At 63.6% G+C, this 19792-nt stretch carries 17 protein-coding genes; 7 read left to right on the top strand and 10 right to left on the bottom strand.

The genetic code is table 11. The annotated features are described in order from the left end of the window. Positions 1-85: 85 nt before the first annotated feature. Together D9V34_RS14735 and manA are read right to left on the bottom strand one after the other, a co-directional pair. Complete coding sequence (locus D9V34_RS14735) at positions 86-403, bottom strand: WhiB family transcriptional regulator (RefSeq protein WP_121689252.1); 318 nt, start codon at positions 401-403, stop codon at positions 86-88. Between the two features lie 151 nt (positions 404-554). Then, positions 555-1766 (bottom strand): mannose-6-phosphate isomerase, class I, encoded by a 1212-nt coding sequence (gene manA / locus D9V34_RS14740; protein WP_121689253.1) that lies wholly within the window; start codon positions 1764-1766, stop codon positions 555-557. A gap of 182 nt (positions 1767-1948) precedes the next feature. On the opposite strand from manA, the gene D9V34_RS14745 reads away from it, so the two are divergent. The 3 genes from D9V34_RS14745 (at position 1949) to D9V34_RS14755 (ending at position 5971) form a co-directional block, all read left to right on the top strand. Continuing rightward, positions 1949-3127, top strand: a complete 1179-nt coding sequence (locus D9V34_RS14745) for an acyl-CoA dehydrogenase family protein (protein WP_121689254.1) — start codon at positions 1949-1951, stop codon at positions 3125-3127. Between the two features lie 91 nt (positions 3128-3218). After that, positions 3219-4658, top strand: a complete 1440-nt coding sequence (locus D9V34_RS14750) for an O-antigen ligase family protein (protein WP_121689255.1) — start codon at positions 3219-3221, stop codon at positions 4656-4658. Beyond that, entirely contained in the window at positions 4655-5971 is a 1317-nt protein-coding gene (locus tag D9V34_RS14755; RefSeq protein ID WP_121689256.1) for an O-antigen ligase family protein, read from the top strand. Before D9V34_RS14750 ends, D9V34_RS14755 begins: the two co-directional genes overlap by 4 nt. Before the next feature lie 24 nt (positions 5972-5995). Here the strand turns inward: D9V34_RS14755 and D9V34_RS14760 are convergent, their stop codons facing one another. Together D9V34_RS14760 and galE are read right to left on the bottom strand one after the other, a co-directional pair. Further along, complete coding sequence (locus tag D9V34_RS14760; protein ID WP_183091992.1) at positions 5996-6991, bottom strand: glycosyltransferase family 2 protein; 996 nt, start codon at positions 6989-6991, stop codon at positions 5996-5998. Then, positions 6984-7961, bottom strand: a complete 978-nt coding sequence (gene galE / locus D9V34_RS14765; protein ID WP_121689348.1) for a UDP-glucose 4-epimerase GalE — start codon at positions 7959-7961, stop codon at positions 6984-6986. The genes D9V34_RS14760 and galE overlap by 8 nt, the downstream gene beginning before the upstream one ends. A gap of 101 nt (positions 7962-8062) precedes the next feature. Here galE and D9V34_RS14770 point away from each other — a divergent pair, with 101 nt between their 5' ends. Then, positions 8063-8956: a glycosyltransferase gene (locus tag D9V34_RS14770; RefSeq protein WP_121689258.1), complete on the top strand. Its 894-nt coding sequence runs from the start codon at positions 8063-8065 to the stop codon at positions 8954-8956. A 67-nt stretch (positions 8957-9023) separates the two neighbouring features. Here D9V34_RS14770 and D9V34_RS14775 read toward each other — a convergent pair whose 3' ends face one another. Then, positions 9024-10256, bottom strand: coding sequence for a hypothetical protein (locus tag D9V34_RS14775; RefSeq protein WP_121689259.1), 1233 nt, complete (start codon positions 10254-10256; stop codon positions 9024-9026). Positions 10257-10361: 105 nt separating this feature from the next. Between D9V34_RS14775 and D9V34_RS14780 the strand changes: the two genes are divergently transcribed. Then, the gene (locus D9V34_RS14780; protein ID WP_147441704.1) at positions 10362-11864 is read left to right on the top strand and encodes a hypothetical protein; all 1503 of its coding nucleotides are present in this window, start codon (positions 10362-10364) and stop codon (positions 11862-11864) included. A 77-nt stretch (positions 11865-11941) separates the two neighbouring features. Here D9V34_RS14780 and D9V34_RS14785 read toward each other — a convergent pair whose 3' ends face one another. The 5 genes from D9V34_RS14785 to D9V34_RS14805 all read right to left on the bottom strand — a co-directional run bounded on the left by D9V34_RS14785 (position 11942) and on the right by D9V34_RS14805 (position 17494). Next, entirely contained in the window at positions 11942-12307 is a 366-nt protein-coding gene (locus tag D9V34_RS14785; protein ID WP_121689261.1) for a DUF2304 domain-containing protein, read from the bottom strand. A gap of 18 nt (positions 12308-12325) precedes the next feature. Continuing rightward, positions 12326-12973: a glycosyltransferase family 2 protein gene (locus tag D9V34_RS14790; protein WP_121689262.1), complete on the bottom strand. Its 648-nt coding sequence runs from the start codon at positions 12971-12973 to the stop codon at positions 12326-12328. Between the two features lie 195 nt (positions 12974-13168). Further along, entirely contained in the window at positions 13169-15457 is a 2289-nt protein-coding gene (locus D9V34_RS14795) for a hypothetical protein (RefSeq protein WP_121689263.1), read from the bottom strand. Next, positions 15454-15939, bottom strand: a complete 486-nt coding sequence (locus tag D9V34_RS14800; protein WP_147441705.1) for a hypothetical protein — start codon at positions 15937-15939, stop codon at positions 15454-15456. Before D9V34_RS14800 ends, D9V34_RS14795 begins: the two co-directional genes overlap by 4 nt. Before the next feature lie 172 nt (positions 15940-16111). Then, positions 16112-17494 (bottom strand): hypothetical protein, encoded by a 1383-nt coding sequence (locus D9V34_RS14805; protein WP_121689265.1) that lies wholly within the window; start codon positions 17492-17494, stop codon positions 16112-16114. Between the two features lie 189 nt (positions 17495-17683). Here D9V34_RS14805 and D9V34_RS14810 point away from each other — a divergent pair, with 189 nt between their 5' ends. Both D9V34_RS14810 and D9V34_RS14815 read left to right on the top strand, forming a co-directional pair. Continuing rightward, positions 17684-18622, top strand: a complete 939-nt coding sequence (locus D9V34_RS14810) for an ABC transporter permease (protein ID WP_245992034.1) — start codon at positions 17684-17686, stop codon at positions 18620-18622. After that, complete coding sequence (locus D9V34_RS14815) at positions 18623-19792, top strand: ABC transporter ATP-binding protein (RefSeq protein WP_121689267.1); 1170 nt, start codon at positions 18623-18625, stop codon at positions 19790-19792.

Raw genomic sequence — 19792 nt, forward strand, 5'->3', positions numbered from 1 at the left:
GCTGCCTCGGCGCGCCATAAATCCCGGCGGATGCCCAGGAAGCACACCGGGGCGGAATCCTCAGATTCCACCCCCGTGGTGAGTCCTAGCCCGCGCGCTTTTTCAGCTTGCGACGTTCGCGCTCGGAAAGTCCGCCCCAGATTCCGAACCGCTCGTCATTACCCAACGCGTATTCCAGGCACTGAGCCCGCACCTCGCACGAGGTGCAAATTCGCTTTGCATCGCGTGTAGAGCCGCCCTTTTCAGGGAAAAACGCCTCGGGATCGGTCTGCGCACACAGCGAGTCAGCCTGCCATGAGAGAGGATTCCCGTCCTCGTCATCGCGGCGTACTCCGGGTACTCCCAGATCAACCGGGTCAATAAACCAGTCGTCGGGAACCCCCTGTCGATAGTCGAGCGACATATCGACCCCCTTTCCCCTTGGTGTTTCGGTGCACCGGTTAGTGACACCTAGATAATTACACCTTTGTAATTGGGGATTCGTCAAGTCGCAGATCGTAAACCCTCAGCGCGAGCTAGAGACTTCACGACGCGCCGACAGGTTCAAATCGTGTTCAAGCGGTGACGCCAAATGGGCCCGAAGCGATCCAAAGTTCACCGTTCCCGGCGATGCGTACCACCGTATCGCTCGGAGTCAGATATCGGATGTCTCCGCGCACCAGGCTCGTATGGTCCGCGCCCTGCTCCAACGTCGCTTCTCCCTGAATCTGCAGCGCGATTGCCGGGCCGGAAACCCGAAAACTCCGCGTGATTTCGGGGTCTACGCGGTACAGCGCGAAGTTTGCACCCGCGGGCTGATAGCCCACAACACCCGGGGCGATATCGCTGCGATCCAGAAACGGGACCGGTCCCGGAGCAAACCTGACAACGGCCAACAGCTCGGCAATATCCACGTGCTTGGGAGTCATTCCGCCACGCAGCACATTGTCGCTGGCCGTCATCAGCTCAAGGCCAATGCCGCGCAGATAGGCGTGCATATTGCCCGCATCCAAATACAGCGATTCCCCCCGTTTTAGGGTGACCCGGTTGAGAAAGAGCGCAACAAACACACCCGAATCCTCGGGATAGTCCGCGACAAGCAGGCGGACCGTCTCGGCCAGGTGCGGCAGCGGGACCCGAGAAATCGAGGTGGCCGCCGCGACCAGCGCGGCACGTTCGCTCTCCCGGTCACCGCCGAGCGCGGCCGAAACCTCCTGCGCCAGCACCTCCGCCTCGGCGCCCTCATCGATCGCGTGAGACAGTCGCTCTCGCAGATCACGCAGCACCGGGTCCTGCACCCCGGCATGGACCAGCTCATCCAGGTCGGCGATCACCTTGGCGATCGGACGGAACCCCGAGAGCGCCTCAAATCCGTCCTCCATCGCGACGATCAGCTCGGGCTTCGGGAAGGGGTCACGATAGTTGCGGTGCGGGGCATCCAGGGCGATCCCCGCGGCGTTCTCGCGTTCGAAGCCCGCGCGCGCCTGCTCGGCGTTTGGGTGGGCCTGAATCGACAGCGGAGACCCCGCGGCCAGCACCTTAAAGAGGAAGGGCAGCGCACCACTCTCGGTTCCCGCGGCCGCGGGTTCCGCCGCAAGCCACCGCTCCAGCGTGCCGAAGCTCGCGGGGCCCTCGGGCGCACTCACCCGCGCAGGGCTGCCCGCGTGGGTTCCCAGCCAGAGTTCCGCCTCCGGTGCCGCGGTGGGCGTCCCACCCAGCAGCGCGCTGATCGCGCCCGGGGCACCCCAGGCATAGTCGCGGGGAGTATTGGTGAGGGTGACGAACACTACTTCCTCTTTTCTACGGGCGCGCCGTACACGGCCGTCATGGATGTGCTTATGCCCACCATACAAGTCCGGACACCCGGTCGTGACGAACTCTGGAGGAACTCGCCAAGGAGTCTGGCGCGAGCCTCCGGGCCTCCCTAGGCTGGGGTCGGTTTCATCGGTGATTCAGCAAAGGAGCGATCATGACTTTCCAGCCCCTCGACAGTGACTTCTACGGGTTCTCAACCACGCTCGAACCCCATGAGCAGGAGGCCCTGACAACGGTCAGATCCTTCCTCGCCGACCACGTCGCCGACCGGGTCACCGATCTGTGGGAGACAGCCGAGTTCCCGCACGATCTGATTCGCCCCCTGATGGCCACCGGCGTGGGAACCTGGGCCTGGGAGGAAACCCGACCGCGAGAGAACTCCGCGGTGTTCCGCGGGTTCTTGGCACTCGAGCTCTCCCGCGTGGACGCCTCCATCTCGACCTTCCTCGGCGTCACCGAGGGCCTGGCCATGGGCTCGATCGGGGTCTGCGGTTCGGCCGCCCAGCGCGCCGAGTGGCTCCCCCGACTGGCCAGCGGCGAAATCGTCGGAGCCTTTGGACTCACCGAGCCGCTCTCGGGTTCGGACAGCGCCCGGGGACTGACCACCACCGCCACCCGGGATGGTGATCACTGGGTCTTGAACGGCCAGAAGCGCTGGATCGGCAACGCCACCTTCAGCGATATCACGATCATCTGGGCCAAGGACACCGCCGACAACCAGGTCAAGGGCTTTATCGTGCCCACCGACACCCCGGGATATGTGGCCACCAAGATCGAGCGTAAGACCAGCCTGCGGATCGTGCAGAACGCGGACATCACGCTGACCAATGTGCGCATCCCCGAGTCCCTCAAGCTGGAGAATGCCAACTCCTTCGCCGACACCGCCCAGGTCCTGCGCCTCACCCGGGCCGGTGTGGCCTGGTCCAGCGTGGGCGTGGCCATCGGCGCGTATGAGGCGGCGCTGGAATATGCCCGCGAACGCATCCAGTTCGGTAAGCCGATCGCCGCGCACCAGATGATTCAGGATCTCCTGGCCAAGTGCCTCGCCAATATCACCGCGTCGATCGCCCTGTGCGTGCGCGTCTCCGAGATGCATGATGCGGATGCGCAGCGCGATGAGCACTCGGCCCTGGCCAAGTCGTTCTGCACCTCGCGGATGCGTGAAACCGTGGCCTGGTCACGGGAGATCCTCGGGGGCAACGGAATCGTGCTGGACTACCGCGTGGCCCGGTTCTTTGCCGATGCCGAGGCGCTCTACTCCTATGAGGGCACCCGCGAGATGAACACCCTGATCGTGGGTCGTGCAATCACCGGAAAGGCCGCATTCGTCTAGGCCGACAGCTCGGATCGGGTTCGCCGTGAATCCGGCTGGATCGCCGGGCAATTCGGCGTGGATCATCGGGCCCACCGGGTAGTGTGGACCTATGTCCGACACCCGAGTGCTCCCACCCGCCGCACTGTCCACGGAGCGCCTGTGGCTGCGCGCGGTGGCCACGTTTGCGCTGTTTGTGGCGTTGGCGGGAGACGGACTGCGTAACCTCCTCGGATTTCCCGGGTACCTCGCGGTGGCCTCGCTCACGCTGATCGCGTGTGTCTACTTCCTGATTCGGCTGCGTCCACGCCCGCTCACCGGCCCCTGGCCGCTCGCGCTGGCCGGATACATTCTGTTTGCGGTACTCTCGCTGATCTGGTCGGCCTATCCCGGCGGATCCGCGATCACCCTGCTGGGTATGCTCGCGTGCACCGCGACCGCGCTGATGCTCGCGCTGGTCCTGACCTGGAACGAAATCATCGGGGCGCTCACCCGCGCGGTGCAGGCGGTCCTGGCCCTCTCGATCGTGTTTGAGCTGGTGGTCGCGCTGATCATCCGGCACCCGGTCCTCCCATTCTGGGTGGAGTACGGGCATAAGCCGCCGCTGCTGGCGTACTGGTCGCGTAACGTTCTGTTTACCGGCGACCGCATCCAGGGCATCCTGGGCAATGCCAACCTGCTGGCCTTTGTCGCGCTGCTCGGTATCATCCTGCTGGGTCTGCGTCTGCTGGCCTACCCCCGGCTCTCCCCCGCTGCCCGCGCTCGGGAACCCCGTCGCTGGGTCACCGGCACCTGGTTTGCCCTGGCCGTCCTGCTATTTGCGCTGACCCGCTCCTCGACCCTGGTGCTTGCACTGGCCGCGGTCATCGTGGTGGGGGCCGCCGCGCTCTGGGTGCGCGCGGGTGCACCGGGGAAACAGTTTGGTCGCTCGCTCGTGGTGGGCGGGGTGTTTGCGGTGGGCGGCATCGCCTTCTGGCTGCTGCGGGATCGTGTGTTCTCGCTGCTGGGCAAGAGCTCGGATCTGACCGGCCGCGCCGAGATCTGGACCACCGTGATCAGGCAGGCCGAGAAGAGCCCGATTGTGGGTAACGGGTTCGCCAGCCCCTGGATCCCCTGGGTGGAACCCTTCAACCACCTGGTGGTGCGTAACCGCGTCCTGCAGTTACAGGCGCACAACACCTGGCTCGACGTCTGGATGCAGCTGGGCATTATCGGTGTCATCCTGCTGGCGCTGGCCCTGACCTCGGCACTGTGGCGTGCCTGGTTCACCGCCATTGACCGCCCCCGCGTCGACCAGAATGATACCCGTCCCTTCTCCCCCTATGCGCTGGTCCCGCTGCTGATCCTGGTCACCCTGCTGGTCCAGTCGATCGCCGAGAGCCGGCCGCTGGTGGAATCCGGCTGGGTCCTGATCTGCCTGTTTGCACTCACCGGTGTACGCCGGCCGCTGATGGACGCCGGCACCGAGCTCGCCCCCGATGCGAATCCTCAGCCGCGCTATGACCGCCCCGAGGTTCCCCCGCCCGGCGATACCCGAACGGCGCACGCATGAGCCGTCCGGATCCCATCGGTGCCACGCCGATCCGGCAGCTGCGGGAGGTCCTCACCGGCGCCCCCGGGGTACAGGCCCTCGCGGTCACCATCATCGGCTGGTCGTTCTGTGTGCCCTTCACCCAGTCGCTGCTGGGCTGGGCCGGAGTAGCCGCGGGCCTGGCCACGCTGTGTTTCCTGGCCGCCCTGATGCTGATCGGCCGGCGCGAATACATCGAGTGGGGCGGGGTCATCCCGCTCACCGTGCTGGCCTTTGTCGGCTGGTGCACGATCTCGGTCATCTGGGCCACGTCCCCGGCGAACTCGCTGGTGGGTGCCGCCTATCAGCTGGGCTTCGGGTTCCTGGCGGCCGCGGTCGCGCTCAGCCGCGACACGATTCAGGTGGTCCGGGCCGTAGGCACCGCGATGCGCATCCTGCTCACGGCCTCGCTGATGCTGGAGATCTTCTCGGGCATCCTGCTGGACACCCCGGTGCCGTTCCTCAAGATCAGCGGAACCATCGCCTCGGGCGGCCCGATCCAGGGCATCTTTGGCTCGCGCAGCTTCCTGGCGTTTGCCACCATGATCGCGCTGATTTCGTTTGTGATCGAGTGGCGCACCCGCTCGGTCCCCAAGCCGCTGGCGGGTTTCTCGATCTCACTCGCGGTGATGTGTCTGCTGCTGAGCCGCTCGCCGGTCATGATTTTTGTGGCGATCGTCCTGGGCATCGCCTCCGCCGCCCTGTATGGGATCCGGCAGGCCCCCGCCGCCCGACGGCCGGCGCTGCAATGGACCCTGCTGGTCCTCAGCGTCATCGTCGCAATTCTGGTGTACGTCAATCGGGTGCGGGTGCTCACCCTCCTCAACGTTAACGGCGAGTTCCAGACTCGGTACACGCTGTGGATTCAGGTGTGGCGGTTGATCCCGGTCAACCTGATGGAGGGATGGGGATGGACCGGCATGTGGCGCGCGTCCACAACCCCGTACAACACCATCAACTTCACGCTGCAGGGACGCCATACCTCGGCATTGAATGCGTACCTGGACGTGGCCCTGCAGGTGGGAGTGGTGGGCATCTGCCTGTTTGCGATCCTGTGCATCACCGCGTTTATTCGCTCCTGGCTGCTCGCCAGTAACCGCCGCACGGTGACCTACACCTGGCCCGCGCTGATCATGGTGGCCCTGGCCGGAACCTCGGTGGCCGAGAGCTTTGTCCTCACCTCGGGTGGCTGGGTCATGCTGGTGATCTGCGCGATCCTGGCGTCACGCTCAACCTCCTGGTTAGCGCGCTTCCGGGAGACACGAAAAGCTCTGCCCCCGGTTCCGCGGGAATAGTCGTCTACCGGACGCTTCGCCAGCCTAGGCAGGCTGAAGCAGGTCGCGGAGGATCTCCAACCGCCCCTGGGAGGTATAGCGTTCATAGTCGCCCGTGCGCGCGCGCCGCAGAACCGGCACCACACGCCTGAGACGGTTGGTGGGCAGCTCGGCCCGGAAGCGTTCGATCGCGAGTTTGCCCCGGGCAGCGCTCAGGACCTCGGCGGAAACGGGGGACGGCAGGGAGGACAGCGCCATCACCAGCTGCTCGGTTCGGCGCGCCAGGGTGCGGTTGCGCTCGCCTCGGGGAGCCAACACGCGGTTGATCTTGTTACGGAGACCGGGCTTGCGCATGCCGATCTGGTTGGCATCATGCTGCCGGTAGTCAATCAGGGGATCATCCAGGTAGGCAACCGCGTTATCGGCAGCAGCGATAACCGCCAACCACTCATCATGAATCCACGGATCGGGGATCGGCTCGGCTCGGTCAAACAGGTCCCGACGGAACGTCACGGTTGCCCCGGTGGCCAGGTTGCGTTTCAGGAACGCATCAAAGGCATGGCCCGACTCGATGGCCGAACGTTCGGCGGCACCAAACTCTAGTGCCTCAAACAGGGTGTAGCCGAGGGGATGGCCCAGGGTGTCCACCATGCGTGCATTGGTGAAGAGGAGGTGGGTGTTGGGACGCCGTTCAAAGACGTCGAGTGCACGCTCTACCCGGTTCGGGCTCCACCGATCATCTTGATCGCACAGCGCGACCAGGGCACCCCGGGTATTCCGGATCGCCGCACCGAAGTTTTCACGGACCCCGAGGGCGGGGCGATGTTCGCGCACCACCATCGGTATCTGATCCCCCACCACCGCACGTGCCAAATCCACGGTGCCGTCTCGGGAATCGTCATCGGCCAGCACAATCTCGATCGGACGGACACTCTGATCGAGAATACTGCGCAGCTGTTCCTCGAGATAGCGCGCGCCATTATGGGTCGCCAGTGCTACCGAAACCCCGGGTACAGCGGGGGTATCACCGACGCTAGGCACCGGTATTGGCCCGGTGCGCGCTCCAGGCAGATTCGATGATCTCGGCGGTACCGCGGCGGGCTCGCCAGCCCAGTTCACGCTCGATCTTCTCCGCCGACGCCACCACGATAGCCGGATCCCCGGCCCGACGGTCCCTGATCTCGGGCCGAATATCCAAACCGGTCACCTCACGCACCAGGTTGACGATTTCCAGCACGCTGGTGCCCACACCGGTGCCCACGTTGAACGCGTCGTGCCAGCCGTCTGCGCGCTCACCCAGGTTGTCCAGGGTGGCTAGGTGGGCATCGGCTAGGTCACTCACATGCACGTAGTCGCGCACACAGGAGCCGTCGGGGGTGTCGTAGTCTCCGCCGAAGACCAGCGGGGATTCACCGGCATCGATGCGTTCAAACACCATCGGAACCAGGTTGAGGACCGCACGGTCCCCGAGTCGAGCCGATGCGGCACCGGCAACGTTGAAGTATCGCAGGCTCACGCCGCGCAACCCCCAGGCCGCACCAGCGGCCGCAACCAGGCGCTCCCCCATCAGTTTTGTTTCCCCGTAGGGGTTCACCGGGACCGTGCCATCGCTTTCCAGGATGGATGCGCCCTCGGTTGTACCGTAGACCGAGGCGGAAGAGGAAAATACCAGGCGGCGTACGTCGGCCTCCTGCATGGCAAGCAGCACGTTCGCCAGCGAGCCGATGTTCTGCTGGTAGTACCAGGCGGGTCGCTGCACCGATTCGAATACCTGCTTACGCGCGGCGAAGTGGATCACCGAGTCGATCCCCTTGGCACGCATGAGCTCGGTCAGCGGTGCCACGACCGAAAGATCGGCGAGATCCATCTGATGAATCTCGACGCCGTCCACCCGATGCGCCAGCCCGGTCACCAGATCATCAACAATCACGACCTCATCGCCGCGGTTTCGCAGCAGCTCAACAACGTGGGCACCGATGAAGCCGGCTCCGCCGGTCACGAGAGTTCGCATGCTGTGCAGCTTATCAAAGAGCGCGTTGAAGAACCTGCGAACGCCCGTCAATGCACACATCCCGCCGAGGTGAGGATCCGCTCCCCTGATAGCATGTGGGAGTGAACCTCGATATCATGCTCCCGTTTTACGGCCGATTTGATCACCTGGTTGAGGCGGTAGAGAGCGTTCGAGCGCAGACCGATCCGAACTGGCGTCTGGTCATTATCGATGACCAGTATCCCGATCCGGCACCGGGAGAATGGGCGGCGGCCCGAGCGGCCGAGGATCCGCGGATTGAATACCGCCGGAACGAAAAAAACCTGCGCATTAGCGGAAACTTTAACGAGAGTATCCGTCTGATGGAATCCGAGCACGCCATCATCATGGGCTGCGATGATGTCCTCCTGCCCGGCTATGTCGCCCACGTTCGCGCGCTGACCCAGGCATATCCGGATGTTTCCATCATCCAGCCCGGAGTCAGCATTATTGATGGCGAGGGTGAGCCCTCCTCGCCCCTGGCAGATCGGATCAAGTATCGGCTACGACCGGCCGGTACCGGAACCCGCGTCGCCGCGGGCGAGGAGCTGGTTACCGGACTGTTGCGCGGAAACTGGCTGTACTTCCCCTCCCTGGTCTGGCGTGTGGAAGAACTCAAGAAGCGGTCCTTCCGCACCGATTATGAGGTCGTGGAGGACCTGGTCATGGTGTTGGAAATCATCGAGGATGGCGGAACCCTCCTGATTGATGAGGACCCGGTGGTCTTCCACTATCGTCGTCACGCCACCTCGGTGTCCTCCAAGCGTGGACCGGACGGGAAGAAGTTCATCGAGGAACGCGAACTCTTCCACGATGCGGCCGAGCGCGCCCGCGCGCTGGGCTGGCACAAGGCCCGGCGCACCGCACAGATCCGATTTACCTCACGTGCTAATGCCCTCACCGAACTCCCCAGCGCCATTCGAGTGGGCTCGGGCGACGCCATACGCTCACTACTGCGGCACGCACTGGGCAGCTAACCAACTCACCTCACACCTGTGCCCTCCCCTCCGAGAGATCGGACGGGAGGGCACAGGTGTGTGTGCGCTACGACCGGCGAAGCGCGAGGAAGTGCACAACGAGGCCCAGCGCGGGCCCCGCAGCCAGCGCAATCAGCGCACGCTGCTCGATCGGTCCGGGCAACAGCAGAAGCAGAATACTGACCACCGCGGCCACGGCCCATCCGGCCACGAAACCGCTGTGACGGTTGAGCGCCACGGTGGCGGCACCACTCACGCAGAGCGCCCCGGTCAACCCTGCCGTGGCGACCATCGCCGCCACCAGCCACGGGTTCGGGTTGTACTGCCCGTTCGTCACCCAGTCGATAAACCAGGGGGCGATCCAGGCGGCGAGCCCGCTGAGCACCAGGGCACCGGCAATCACCGCGGCCATGAGGCGAGCCGCCGATGCCGCAACACGCTCGGGGGCCTTGCCAAAGTGCACAATCATAAAGTTCTGAAGCGCCAGCATCGGAATCACGATCGGCGCTCGTACGATCGTGAACACAAAGATCACGGTGGCCGCCGCCGCGCCGGAACCACCAAACACTGCCAGGAATAGCGGATAGCCGCTGATCAGCGCCGCGGTCGAGGCGGCACCGCCCACGGTGCGCAGGATGTTCCAGGTGATCTGCCGTGCCGAACTCCCCAGTCGAGTGGTTCCAAACTCGGTGTCGCGACCGAGCGCCGCAAGGAGCAACACCGTCAGCACCACGGGGACGATAATGGCCGCGCGCAGGGCGTTCTCCATACTCGCCACGGCAACCACGGCGACCGCCAGCAGGATGAGCCGCAGCAGCGGGTCGGCGATGATACCGACGGTCACCAGAGACCAGCGCTCCCGACCGTAGAGATTGCCATTAATTGCCGAAAACAACACGTAGGCTCCGCCACCGATCGCGATCAGCAGCACCGCAATCGGCCAGTCAGTGCTGAACACGCCGGGGCCCCAGGCAAGCCCGCTGACGCCCAGGATCAGGGCGATCACCAGCGCCGCGCTCAGCGCGAATCCCCGCGCGCTCACTCCGCTCGATGCCAACAGCGGGCTCCGTTGGGCCTCTGCCACCGCACGCGAATACTCCTGCTGCACGCCGGCAATGGCACCGACAACCAGGAAGAACGCCGACCAGAAGGCCATAAACTCGGTGTATTCGGGGGTCTTGCCGAGGATGCGCCCCATCCCGAATTGGATTACAAACCCCAGCACACCGGCAACGGCCGTGGCCCCCAGTACGAGGGGAAGGCCCGAGCGTACGGGTGTGATTTCGGTTGCGTCACTCACGCCGGACCCCTACCTGTATAAAACTGAAACAGCACGTGCTCCAGACTACCCGGCTTCACGGATCTATCTCCCAGGCCGACAGGGCTTTACCGGTTACCATGGAGCGTGCCCATTCAACATTCATTCCCCGACGACCCCACCGACGTGGACGGCGCCGCAACACCCGCGGGTGCGCAGGACGGCGTTGCCACCGCCGTACAGGCCCGGCCCGCGGACACCGCGTCCACGCCGCCGAGACGGCCGCGGACGCCATCCACCGGCAAGAAACTGACGTTTGAGCGATGGGCCCGGCTGTTGTGGGCACCGGTCATCCTGGTGCTTGCCGGTTTCGGTATGTCCTTTGTCGTGACCGCCAACCACAGCCATGCGCTCTCCCCCATCGACGAGTGGGTGTACGTCGACTACCTGTACAAGCTGCCCCATCAGGGCATTCTGCAGCAGGGCGAGATCATCGGCCATGAGGCACTGGATGCGATGGCCTGCGATGGGGTGAAGCCCTATGGGCCGATGGGACCGGCATGCCGCGGCGACTACTCCGATCTGAGCAAGTTCCCGTTCGCCGCCCGAACATCGGCCGATCCCTACACTCCGGTGTACTTCGCGATTACCCGAGTCGTTGGTGACACGATCCACGCGGTGACCGGTGCCCATGAGCTCACCTCCTGGCGCGCCACCGGGTCACTGTGGCTCGCCCTGACCCTGGTCCTGATGTACTGGCTGATGCGGATCTGGCGTGTCCCCAAGACCGTCGCCGTCGTTCTGGGCCTGGCGTTTATCGGTTCGCCGTACGCATGGTGGACCTTCACCTATGTCAGTACCGACGCGCCCACCATGGCACTGGGCACGGCCCTGCTGGTTGCCGCCACCTACTACGTGCGTGGCCGTGGTTCGGGCTGGTGGGTGGTAGGCCTCTCGGCATTCGCTCTGTCGATCAAGGTGACTAACATCCTGGCGGTCTGTCTGATCGCGCTGTACCTGGGTATCGTCTGGCTCGACGAGTTCATTGCCAAGCGCCGGCGGGGGATCGAACCACCCGCGCGTCGCGGCTGGTTCAATCCGCTCACCCTGGCGCTCACCTCGATCGTCGCAGCCGGAGTCGTCGAGGTTGCCTGGCTGGTATTCCGCCATCTGGTGTCCGTGGGCGACAGCGCCAACCAGGCAATTTCGGTCCCGCTCACCGGACAGGAGCTCCTGCTCCAAACCACCACGTTCCTGTCGGGCACGATCACATCGAACGTCAATATTTCGGGCAGCACAAACTTCGCCTATGCGATTCCCACCTTTGCCGTGCTTCCGCTCAGCTGGCTCTGCATCGCCGGTGTGATTGGTGCCTTCTGGGCGCTACGCAAAACCAACCCGGCTCGCCACATGATCATCGCGGTCACGATCTCGGCCGTGCTGTTTGCTCCGATGCTGGCAATCGTGATCACCCTGGCGACCGGTGCGTACTTCCCGCTGCCCCCGCGTTACGGATCCCCAATGCTGGCGGCCTTCCTGATGCTGGCCGGTATGCAGATTCGCAACCGATGGGCCACAATCCTGATCGGGACGTACGCGGTTGTGCTCTACGTTGTGGTGTTGGCTGCGGCGCCGGTGCTCGCACGCTAACCGCTCCCCCACCAGGCAAACGGCCGGGGCCGGATGAATCATCTGATTCATCCGGCCCCGGCCGTTTGTGCGAGGGGTTAGGGGCGGTCCTGCGGAGACTGCGCCGGGTCCTGCGCCTGAGAGATCGCGATGGCTCGAGCCAGCTCGGTGATCTGCGCCTCCTGCTGACGGTAACGACGTGACGCGGTTACCGAGCTCCCAATGAAAACCACGATCAGGCCGTAAAGCAGCAGATCGGTTCCGCGTCCGACACCCAGCAGGTTTGCCAGGGAGTTAATCAGGTCGGGGAACACCACGGCAAAAACGGCCGCGAGGATCAAAACGAGGGTGGTCAAACGACGAACGGCAAGGTGCCGAGCCCCGCGAGTGGGAATCACCAGGAAAAAACCGATGATGAGGAAAACCGCGATGAGCACTGCCTTAATAAAAAACTGATTGTCCATTTCCGTGTACCGTTTCCCCTACTTCAGCCAGAGATCGCTGAGGATATTAACCGAGTTCCACAGCGACTGCCCCTTGGAACGGGAGTAGTCGGTGTACACCACAAAGACGGGCTCCTCCGCGTAACGCAGCTTGGCGTTGGCGATCTCGGCGATGATTTCGGAGGCGTGTGCCATCCGGTTTTGGCGAATGCGAATCGCGCTCGCACCGGTGCGGTTAAACGCTCGCAGACCGTTGTGAGCATCGGTCAGCTTCATCCCAGAGGTAAGGTTTCCGAAGATCACCGCGGCCTTCAGCACGATCTTCTTGAGCAGGCCCGGCTTGGTCCGTCCGTCCAGGAAGCGCGAACCGATCACCACATCGAGCGGCTCCGAGTCCAGGCGGTTAACCATCGCCAGGGCGTCCTCAACCCGGTGCTGCCCGTCGGAATCAAAGGTCACAAAAAACTCTGCATTGGGATCCTGCAGCGCGTAGCTGATCCCGGTCTGCAACGCGGCCCCCTGGCCCAGGTTGATCGGATGGACCACAACGGTCGCCCCGCCCAGGCGCGCCTGTTCGGCCGATGCATCCGTGCTGCCGTCGTCTACGCACACGATGTTGGGGAAGGTCTGTCGAGCGTGCTCGACAACCTCCCGCACGACCTGTGCCTCGTTATACAGCGGCACCACGAGCCACGTGCGTTGGGTTACTGATGTGGAAATGCGATTCTCCCTCGCTCGGTATTCGTAGTCCAGTGTAAAACACTGCGACGGGGAAGCTCTCCAGCTCCCGCGGTACGCCGGATGTGGCGTCCGATAGTTTGTGATGACATGCGGCTGCGTCACGGTGCGAGTACTCGCATCGTGACGCAGCCGCGGTCATGCCTATGCCAGAGGACCATCCGGGATGAGGCGGGCGAAATCGAAGGAGACGTTGAGGAATCCCACGGCCGGGCCGCCCAGTGCGTTGAAACGATCCATCGAATCCACCGCGCGCTTGCGGCCCGCATCCAACAGATAGATCCGACCGTCGCCGGTGCGGATGAACTTGGGGGCCGGATTCTTAGCCTTGGTCAGAACGGCGCAGGTGGAGGGATCCAGTGTTGTATAGCCCACCGGGAACTGGTTCCGGTCGGTCACCGGGACCAGGGTTCCACCGGCCGCGACAAATGAGTTTGCGCCACAGATGTACCCGTAGGCCAACGGTGCTGCGGCGACCTTGTACGCGTTGAGATCCGCGATCGAAACAAAGGTGACCGACTGCGTGATCCCCGCCGCGGCGGCGGGGTCGAAGCTGTTCAGCAGAACCTTGGTCCCGGCACCGTCGATCAGGTACACGTTCGGGTCGGCGGCGGTCCGGTACAGCGCACCCACGGTGAGCTGGGCCGGTCCGGTCTTGATCCGGGTGAATACCTTATCTGGCAGGGTGACAAACTGACTCGACCCGTTGAGGCGAACAAAGCCCGACCATCCGTCGTATCCGCGGATCTGGCCATCGGCCGCACGCGAGATCACCGGCGAGCTGGCGCCCTTGACCGCGGCACCGGCAGGAACGGTGCCCTGCAGCGGATAGTCGGCAACAAGCTGCGCGGTGGCCGGCACACTGTCCAGGCTTCCCGCCCCGCTGTCTGCTGCCCACTCGACTCGGCCGTCGCTGGTCAGGAGCTGCGTCGGCCCGCTTCCGCCCACACGGACTCGACCAGAGAACACGGTGGAATTGGCGGTCAGCATATTAATCGAGTCGTTTGAGAGCGAACCGTACGGCTTGAGGTTGTTCTTCAGCGAGTTCAGCGTCGCCTCGGAGACTGGATACCGGCTGCTGCCGTAAACATAGCTCAGCGCCGACGTGTTGCGGTTTTGCACCACCAGTGAGTCCCGCACAATCGGAGCTCCCAGTGCCAGGCCGGAAATGGCCGAGTCGCTCAGCATGGTGAACCCGGCGGGAATGCCGGCCTGGCTCTGCGAGGCGGCGTCGGCTACCTCGCGACGCTGGCTGGACTTAATGTAGAAGCGCTGCCCCGAGGACAAACCCACCACCGAGGTGAGGGCCGGACCGGTGGTGAACTTTGCCACCTGATCGTCGGTGAGCTGCACGTATCCGGCGGGGTTGCAGGCTCCGGCAAAGTCTTCCACGATCACACAGGAGCTCATGGAGAATTTCACGCCGTTATCGAAGAAGAACATCGCCCCACTTGCCGCGCGCATAATGCGTCCCGCGGGCTGTGCCGTGGTGAACTTGTCCAGGTAGGACTGGTCCACATAGGACACGTTCCCCAGCGGTGCCAGGTTATTGAGCAGGGTCATGTCGGAGACCACGTGCTTACGGGTATCGCTGATCAGATACACCGTCGAGTTCGACGTGGTTCGCACCAGGGCGCTGGGGTCGGTGGAGGCACCAAACCAGTCGGTGTACATCCGCCAGAAGTTTCGGTTTCCATAGGAGCTGCAGGAGTCACCGGTGCCATAAAGGTTGTTCAAGGCCGCCTGGTTGGGCTGGTACGGGGTGTAGTTGTAGAGCCCGGCGGTTGCCTGGTTCTGGATAAACACCGGCGTGGTTCCACAGCTTGCGTTCGGGTGCAGGCGAATGTTGTTCACGCGTCCGGCAATGTGTCCCCAGTAGGTCGGGTTCGCCTGGTAGCGCTTGAACTGGAGCGCGGCCATATACACCTGGTTGTAAAAACCGAAGTACTTGGCATCACAGGCGGAGGTGTCCGGGCAGGCATAACCGGTGGCGATCGTATAACGCGATGCCGACGGGTTGCTCAGCGTGACCAGGCCCTGCTCCTTTTCCAACAGGACCAGGATCGCCTTTTGACTAATGCCGCAGGCTTGACCCACGCGCGCAATAATCTGTGCGGCGGTCTCATTGGCGCGTCCGTCATAGGCGGCACACTTGCCCGCGTCTGCCGGACGGGTCACCGTGTTCATGGTGAAGTCCTTAAGACAGGTGTATCCGCTCTGACACTTGGCAACCTTGCCGTTCAGGAACGACTGCACCTCGGCGGCACTCATGGCCTGACCGTCGAAGAACTGTGCGTCGGTAATCAGGTTGCCCGGATTGAAATCACGGGCATCGGCCGCCTGGGCGGAGGTCGCCGGAACGATTCCTACCAGGAGGCCAAGAAGCAGCGTAAACAGGAGTCCGCCGCTGAGGGAGCGGCTGCGGATACTCATGGGACCTCCACGGTCTCGACGGCGGAGGTGACCGGCTGTGCGGCACTATCCACGGGTTTATAAACGAGACGGGCCTTCCACGACCCACTCGGAAGCTTTTCGATCGGTACCTGTCCCACGCCGCAGCTGGTGCTTGCCCGATCGGCGACACCGGTGCGCTCCACGCTCTGCACGACACCCTCGTCGTTGGTGAGCTCGTAGGTGCAGGAACCGTTGTCCTCGATGATTCCGGTGACATACCCCGAAACCGAGACATTTTTCCCGTCGACGTCGACGCTTGCCAGTACCAGAACTGCCTCGTGCTCGTCGGCCGGGTTTTCTGTTTCGGTACCGGGTGAGCTGCTGGCCTCGCCCGAGGGCAGGGGCCCGGGACCCGGGGTGTGAGGCTCCGTGGCCTCGTCATGTACGGCGCATCCGGCCAGGAGCAGCAGCGAAAGCACCCCGATTGCCCCTAGCTGAGCCGGGCGTCGATGGGCGCTCATATTCCGTTGACGATTTCTCGCACGTTCCCGCATCGGTTGTACTCCTGACTCCCCGCCGTAACGGGTTGCCAGCCCGCTGTCACATCTGACATTTAGTCAGCTTAATCGACGGAACCCGCCGCGTCGAATGCTCGTGTCGTATCCGCACTCTCGCGAGGACAAGCCTCGGAGCCTACGATCCGCTTCCCAGAGGTGTTCCGGTGAAGACAAAAAGCAGTCCACAGACAAATGCCACCGGGGCACCGATCAGGATCAGCACTCTCCCGGCCCGCGCGCGGGCACACAGCGTCACGGTGATGGCCAGCGCGATCGGAAACAGCGATAGCGCATAACGGGTGGGAAGTGGGAAGTATCCCTGACCCGTCAGCCACAGTGCGGCCACGAGGAGTGGTCCACCCAGAAGACTGACGATAAGGACCCCCAGAGCCAGGGCGAACAGCAGCGAATTACGCGCATTCTCGGGGTCCGGAGTGACGGAGGAGACCTCGGACCGGCGCACGACTCGCGGCCCATACAGCACCAGCGCCGCCAGGATTCCGCCCACAATAGCCCAGCCCAGCACGGTGGCAACCAGGTAGCCGGGGGCGTTGAAGAGCAACGGATCCCGGCCGCTCGTGGTGTAGGAACCGAAAAATTTCAGGACTTCACGTACCAGCGCGTCCCCGGTCAAGGGCTGGGTAATTCCCTGCGCACCCGACAGCGGATCGGCGAGTTTCGGGCGCAGCACGCTCCACACCCCCTGGCCGATCAGTGGCAGTATCAGCATCGAACCCAGTACCGTGACCACACGGCGAGTCGTCACGGCCTCGGGCAGGGAACGCCGCCAGGCCAGCACCACCAGGGTAATCGCGCACGCAGCCACCGCCATCAGGTTTTGTAATTTGGCCAGGGTGGCAACGAGCGCAATCGTCGGCAACATCCAGGCCCCGCGTCCACTCTGCGCCCAGCGAACGGTGACATAGAGTAGCGCCGCACCGGCCACAGGGGCGGTGGCATCGGTGGTGACAAACGTGGTCGACCACCAAATCGGTAGCGATCCGATCAGGAGCAGGGGCGCGGCCACGCTGAGCATGCGATCAGCACCCAACCGGCGCAACGATCCGGCAAGCAGCACGGCCGCTGCCGCAAGCCAGACCGCACCCACCAGACGACCAGCGGCCACCAGGTCCATCCCGCCGAGCGTCATCAGCGGTTGAGCGAGGACACGGGTGATCGCGAAGTAGATCGGGGTGTACAGATCCGCGGTGTTCGCGCCGCCAAACGGATAGTCCGCATCGGTGCCGGATACGCCGGTGCCACAGAACTCGGGCCGCGGCTCGAGCGCGTACTGCACGCCGTGGCAGTCCAAATACTCGCGGGCAAACTCTCCGGTCGCCTCCCCCGAAGCCACCGCTCCCTGGCTCCCAACCTTGGCCAGGTAATCGATATAGACGTACTCATCGATGGGTGACAGCGAGGTGTGCTGCGCCGCTCCCACCCCGACGAAGGCCATGCTCGCGGCCACCAGCAGGAGGACCGAAAGTATGCGTACCGTCCAGCTTCGCGTGTGACTCATCGATACTCCCCGATTGGTATGGGTTTTCCCGGGTGAACGTCTCACGCTCAGGCGGCACACATAGACCGCCGTTACCCGTAGATTAGTATGCTTGTACACGCTGGCTCAAATATGCCCGCACTGGAGTGCGCCCAAATTCTTCGTCCTTCTCGACGAATGGGTGCATACATCACTGGAGGAACCCTGCCCGTGCAAAATCAAGCGGCCGAATCTGCGGAGAACCGGATCGCTCGGCTCTCCACCGAACCGTTCGTCTCGGTCGGCAGCAACCCGGGGTTCTTTTCGGGTACCCGAGCGTCGATCGTAGACATCTGGAAGCACCGCGAGCTCTTGGGCCTGCTGGTTCGTCGTGAGCTGCGGGCAAAGTATAAGGACAGCCGACTCGGCATCGTCTGGAGCCTCGCTCGCCCGCTCGCGCAGCTGCTGATCTACTACTTCGCCATCGGTCAGGTCCTCGGCGCCGCCCGTTCCACGCCCGACTTTGCGATCTTTGTGTTTATCGGCCTGACCATGTGGGCGCTGTTCACCGACATTCTCAACTCGGGGGTGGGGTCGATCATCTCCAACTCGGGCCTGGTGAAAAAGGTCTACCTGCCGCGTGAGATCTTCCCGCTCGCGGGTGTGGGTTCGGCGCTGTTTAACTTCGGTGTGCAGGTGGTGATCCTGATCATCGCGTTCATCGCGCTGGGTGCGCCGCCGATCCCCGATCATCTGCTGCTGGCTCCGCTGGCGCTGATCACGCTGATCGTGTTTGCGACCGCCATCGGGCTGGCGCTTGCCGCCCTCAACGTCTATTTGCGCGACATCCAGCACTTCGTGGAGCTCGCGCTGACCATCCTGTTCTGGGCCTCCCCGATCGTGTACCCCTTCAAGTTTGTGCACGACAAGCTGCAGGGCAACTGGCTGGAACAGATCTATCTGAACAACCCAATTACCCTCTGTATTGTCTCCATGCAGCGTGCCCTGTGGCGCGCCGGATCCGTGGAGACCGACCCCAAGCTGATCCAGCACTGGCCCGAAAACCTCGAGCTGCGCCTGCTGATCACCCTCGGTATTTCCATTGTGCTGCTGTGGCTCGCCCAGCGCCTCTTCGCCCGCCTGCAGGGCAGCTTTGCACAGGAGCTCTAAATGACCACTACAGACATCATCCGGGTCCACGACGTATCCAAGCGCTTTGTCCTGCACCAGGACAAATCGCTCAAGGAGCGAGTACTCAACGTGCGTAAGGCCCGTGAGCACCGCAATGACTTTTGGGCGCTGTCAAACATCGACCTGACCATTCAGGCGGGGACCACCGTGGGCCTGGTGGGTCACAACGGCTCGGGCAAGTCGACCCTGCTCAAGGTCATCGGCGGAATCCTGCAGCCCACAACCGGAAAGGTCGAGCGTCGCGGACGTCTGGCCGCCCTGCTCGAGCTGGGTGCGGGATTCCATCCCGACCTCACCGGCCGCGAAAACGTGTACCTCAACGCGGCCATCCTCGGGCTGAGCCGAGAGGAAACCGACGCGATCTTCGACGACGTGGTGGAGTTCTCCGGGATCGAGTCGTTCATCGAGACCCAGGTGAAGTTCTACAGCTCGGGCATGTATGTCCGCCTAGCCTTTGCCGTTGCCATCCATGTGGAACCCGACCTGCTGCTGGTGGACGAGGTCCTCGCCGTGGGTGATGAGCCGTTCCAGCGCAAATGCATGGACAAGATTGCCGAGTTCCAGAGTCAGGGCCGCACCATCGTGTTGGTGAGCCACTCCGCCGCACAGGTGGGCTCGCTGTGTGATCGTGTCATCGTCCTGGACGGTGGCAAGATTATGCACGATGGCGACCCCGCCAAGGGCCTGGCAATCCTGCGTGCCGGTTATGAAGCCGACCGCGTCGCACACGAGGCCGAAGCACCGGCCCCGGCGGTGGACAGCTACCGGATCGCCAATGCCACCGCAACATTTGACCCCACGACTCCCGATGATGTGCGGGTGGGACTGGACGTCGAGGTCCTCGAGCCCCGCGATAGCTGGGGAATCGGACTCTCGATCGAGAATTCGTTGGGTACCCATCTCTATGGCATGACCACCTTTGACCGTCCCGAGCTTGTGCTTCCCAACACGCGCGGGGTACACCACCTCGAGATCGTGCTGCCGCAGGTGCGGGTGGGAGCGGGTACCTACCTGGTCAACATCGGCCTGGGTAACCAGGCGGGTGAGACCTTCCACCGCATCGCCGGTGCCGCCTCATTCGCGGTCGAAGCCAATGACTTTGGCTATGGTCTGATCCGAATCAACCCCGAAATCACGGTAACCTCCTAA

The organism is Mycetocola lacteus (assembly GCF_003667575.1).
Classification (GTDB): Bacteria; Actinomycetota; Actinomycetes; order Actinomycetales; family Microbacteriaceae; genus Mycetocola; species Mycetocola lacteus.

What these genes read in the sequence shown, in the direction of transcription:
- D9V34_RS14755 (WP_121689256.1), top strand. Translation starts at nt 4,655, where the DNA reads ATGAGCCGTCCGGATCCCATCGGTGCCACGCCGATCCGGCAGCTGCGG.
- D9V34_RS14745 (WP_121689254.1), top strand. Translation starts at nt 1,949, where the DNA reads ATGACTTTCCAGCCCCTCGACAGTGACTTCTACGGGTTCTCAACCACG.
- D9V34_RS14805 (WP_121689265.1), bottom strand. Translation starts at nt 17,494, where the DNA reads ATGAGTCACACGCGAAGCTGGACGGTACGCATACTTTCGGTCCTCCTG.
- D9V34_RS14750 (WP_121689255.1), top strand. Translation starts at nt 3,219, where the DNA reads ATGTCCGACACCCGAGTGCTCCCACCCGCCGCACTGTCCACGGAGCGC.
- galE (WP_121689348.1), bottom strand. Translation starts at nt 7,961, where the DNA reads ATGCGAACTCTCGTGACCGGCGGAGCCGGCTTCATCGGTGCCCACGTT.
- D9V34_RS14735 (WP_121689252.1), bottom strand. Translation starts at nt 403, where the DNA reads ATGTCGCTCGACTATCGACAGGGGGTTCCCGACGACTGGTTTATTGAC.
- D9V34_RS14815 (WP_121689267.1), top strand. Translation starts at nt 18,623, where the DNA reads ATGACCACTACAGACATCATCCGGGTCCACGACGTATCCAAGCGCTTT.
- D9V34_RS14800 (WP_147441705.1), bottom strand. Translation starts at nt 15,939, where the DNA reads ATGAGCGCCCATCGACGCCCGGCTCAGCTAGGGGCAATCGGGGTGCTT.
- D9V34_RS14785 (WP_121689261.1), bottom strand. Translation starts at nt 12,307, where the DNA reads ATGGACAATCAGTTTTTTATTAAGGCAGTGCTCATCGCGGTTTTCCTC.
- D9V34_RS14795 (WP_121689263.1), bottom strand. Translation starts at nt 15,457, where the DNA reads ATGAGTATCCGCAGCCGCTCCCTCAGCGGCGGACTCCTGTTTACGCTG.